Genomic DNA, 3,947 nt, shown 5'->3' with positions numbered 1-3,947 from the left:
CAGGAGCAAATGGACTTCCTGCCGGAGTTACCGCTACCTGGGCTGCCAATACCATCACGATTTCCGGTACTCCGACCGTTTCAGGGACATTCAATTACAGCATTCCACTGACCGGGGGATGTGGGAATATCAATGCCACGGGTACTATAACCGTTAACCCAAATAATACAGTTACTGCGCCTTCTTCAACACCGACTCTTTGTATCAACACAGCATTAACCAACATTACCCATAACACCACAGGTGCGACAGGAATTGGTGCTGCTGTCGGACTCCCCGCAGGCGTGACGGCAGCTTGGGCGGGAAACACCATTACTATCTCGGGAACCCCCACGGCTTCGGGGACTTTTAGCTATTCCATTCCTTTGACCGGGGGATGCGGGGCTGTAAATGCCACGGGGACCATCACAGTAGCTCCAAATAATACCGCATCTACGCCATCTTCAACTCCCACGGTTTGTATCAATACATCCATTCCATCAATTACCCATACAACAGTTGGTGCTACAGGAATTGGTGCGGCTTCCGGACTTCCTGCGGGAGTGACAGCTAGCTGGACTGGAAATATTATTACCATTTCCGGTACTCCGTCCGTATCAGGAACATTCAACTACACCATTCCATTGACCGGAGGATGCGGAGCAGTAAATGCTACCGGAACTATAACTGTCAACGCCAATAATACTGTTTCAGGGCCTTCTTCCATTAATCCTGTCCTGTGTGTGAATACACCATTAACCACTATCACCCATACCACTACAGGTGCCACGGGAATTTCCAATGCCGGAGTATCGGGAGCAAATGGTCTTCCGGCAGGATTGAGTGCTGCCTGGGCCGGTGGCGTAATTACCATTTCGGGAACGCCCACACTGGCAGGTACTTATAATTACTCAATTCCTCTGACCGGTGGCTGTTTTGCCTTATTTGCTGTAGGAACAATAACGGTCAATCCAGCTACCATCATCACTTCAGAAAATCTGGCTGAACAGCGGATTTGCGATGGACAAAATTTTGCCGCACTATCCATCACCGCTACGGGAACCGGAACATTATCTTATCAGTGGTTTAGCAATGACAAACCCACAAAATTAGGCGCTGTGCCTGTTGGGACTAATTCCAATTCATACACCCCGCCTTCAAACGTGATCGGCATCAGACACTACTATGTTGAAGTAAGCGGTGGTTGCGGTGTCGCCACCTCAAGCTTTTTCCCGGCTATAGTTGAGCCTATCACTGTCATTACAACTCAACCTGATGACTCAGATGACGTGGAATGCTTTGGCGATGGATTTGATCCTTTGACTGTAGTCGCCCAAGGAGCGGATTTGACCTATCAGTGGTATTCCGTCGGCACCCAGGTAAACACCGGTGGAACTGCTATTCCCGGTGCAACTTCCAGTAGTTTTACTCCACCTTCCAACGTTGCAATACTTGTTCCTTTCTACTATTATGTAGTCGTCTCAGGATATTGCAGTTCTGAAACTTCAGACGTATCAGGAGAATATCTAGTCACTCCACCGATTACAACCATTGTCCAAAACCCATCGACTGCCTCACAAACAGTATGTCGGGGAGCTGCATTCAGTTCAATTTCTGTACAGGCCATCGGTGAGGGCACCGTTTCTTATCAATGGTACAGCAATACCAGCCCCTCGAATACCGGAGGAACTTTAATTCCAGGAGAAACTAATCCGGCCTTTACGCCTCCTTCTACGACAGTTGGAACATTATATTATTATGCTACCGGTTCCAGTGATTGCGGAACCGTTCCTACTGATGTTTCTGGTGCATTTACCGTAACTCCTCTTTCAGAAATTCAAAGTGAAAGTCTTGCCGCCCAAACCATTTGTGATGGGGATGCTTTTGTCCCGATTTCTGTAAACGCCATCGGAACAGGCACCCTCACCTATCAATGGTACAGTAATACTACAGCTAGCACCTCGGGGGGAACTTTAATTACAGGGGCTACCAATTCAAGTTTCACTCCTCCAGCCACAGCTCCCGGAACAACCCGGTACTATTATGTAATTGTCGGAAGTGATTGTGGGCCAAATGTAACTTCAACTGTATCCGGTGCATTTTCCGTAAATCCTGTGACTACTGTTCAGACTCAGCCTTCTTTGAGTAGTCAAACCGTTTGCCCGGGTGCACCATTCACACCGATTTCTGTATCCGCTACAGGGCCGGGCACACTAAGCTATCAATGGTACAGTAATACTTCCAGTTCAACTACTGGCGGCACGTTAATCCCGGGTGCAGAATCATCGAGCTTTACACCGGCATCTTCTACTACAGGAACCTCCTATTATTATGTCGTAGTTACCAGTACCTGCGAGTCAGTCACTTCCAATGCCTCAGGGGCCTTTATTGTAACTCAAAACACGCAGATTGATTCACAAAATACCGCAGCTCAAACCTTCTGTATCGGTTTCCCTTTTAATCCGATTACGGTAGCAGCATCAGGAACCGGAACACTCACTTATCAGTGGTACAGCAACACATCCAGTTCCAATTCTGGTGGTGTTGCCATTTCTGGTGCAACTTCCTCATCCTATACACCGCCTTCATCCACAGCCGGAACTACCTATTACTATGTGGTGGCAGGAAGTGACTGTGGACCGAGTGTGGCCAGTCCAGTGTCGGGTGCATTTTTGGTAAATCCTGAGCCCGTCCCGACTTTTACCGCGTCACCCGGAGCAACTGTTTGCGAGCAAGGCTCCAGCACTTACACCACTCAGGCCGGTAAATCCGACTACATTTGGACTGTTTCCGGCACAGCAGGAGTGGATTATATCATCACCTCGGGCGGAATTGGAACAGCCAATGAAACGGTGAGTATCCAATGGCAAAGTACAGGGGCTAAAACAGTGACCGTACGCTACACTGAGCCAAGCTCAGGCTGTATCGCTTCGACTACAGCTTCTTCGACCACGACAGTGGAACCGTTTGCCACTGTGGGGCTACCTTCTGTGGCCTTCCCGAGCGTGTGTATAAGCAGCCCTACCTTGACCCCATTTACACGATCTACCACCGGAGTAACCGGAATTGCAAATAACGGAGTCGCCGGTGCCAATGGGTTGCCACCGGGTATTTCGGCAAACTTTAATCCGGCTACAGGTGTAATTACCTTCTCCGGTACAGCCACCACTACCGGGCTTTTCACCTATAGTATCCCGCTGACGGGCAATTGCATCAATGGTTTGGCTGCCGTAGGAACTATTGATGTCACACCAAACTATGTTTTGACTTCCGTTTCTTCAGTTTCTGCCACCTCCGCTGGAGGTTCGGCCACAATCACGGTAAATGGGGATCCGGCTATCCTTTCCAATGGAAATTATGAAGTCACCTATATCCTGGATGACGGTTCAACATCCATAGAGCATACCTCAAGTAGCTTTGGGGTTTCTGGGGGTAGAGGATCATTTTCAACAGTACCTTTGACTAATATAAATGTTGACGTATTTAAGCTGACAATAAAAAATATTAAAAAAGTCACTGATGCTTGTGTGGTTAATCTAAATGTCACAGATCCAAAAAATGCAACCTTCTTCAGTGTTTGTGGGGCGGCTTTCACCACCAATGGAACATTTACTGTTCCGGCAGGAATTTATGAGATTACCATTCAGGCTACTGGGGCAGGTGCAACCGGGCAAACGGTTGTGGTCACCATTCCTGTCGTCCCAGGTGAACCCATAGGAGTTTTTAGAGGTCTAAGTACAGGAACAGGGGCTGCCCGGGACACTTACGTAACCCGAGATTCTTCCTCTCCAAGCCCCTCTACCTCAAGCTTGGTTTATGCCTTAGGAGGAGGAGGTGCAGGACCTAATGGTACAGTTAATATTTCCTATTCCTGTCCTGATGCCAATAAATTTGACTGTATCGAAATCATTGACGATGGTGCTATTTCAGGCACAACTGTCATCCGATTTATTTGTGATGATATTTGG

1 protein-coding gene is annotated in these 3,947 nt (G+C 48.2%); it reads left to right on the top strand.

Annotated elements, in window-relative coordinates; all coding sequences use genetic code 11:
* The coding region (locus Q8M62_RS01250; protein WP_305668000.1) for a hypothetical protein at positions 1-3,947 on the top strand (3,947 nt) is incomplete at both ends.

Source organism: Algoriphagus sp., from assembly GCF_030694375.1.
Lineage (GTDB): Bacteria > Bacteroidota > Bacteroidia > Cytophagales > Cyclobacteriaceae > Algoriphagus.
The sequence above is the reverse complement of the archived record's forward strand: the minus strand, read 5'-3'. Positions and strand labels throughout refer to the sequence as shown.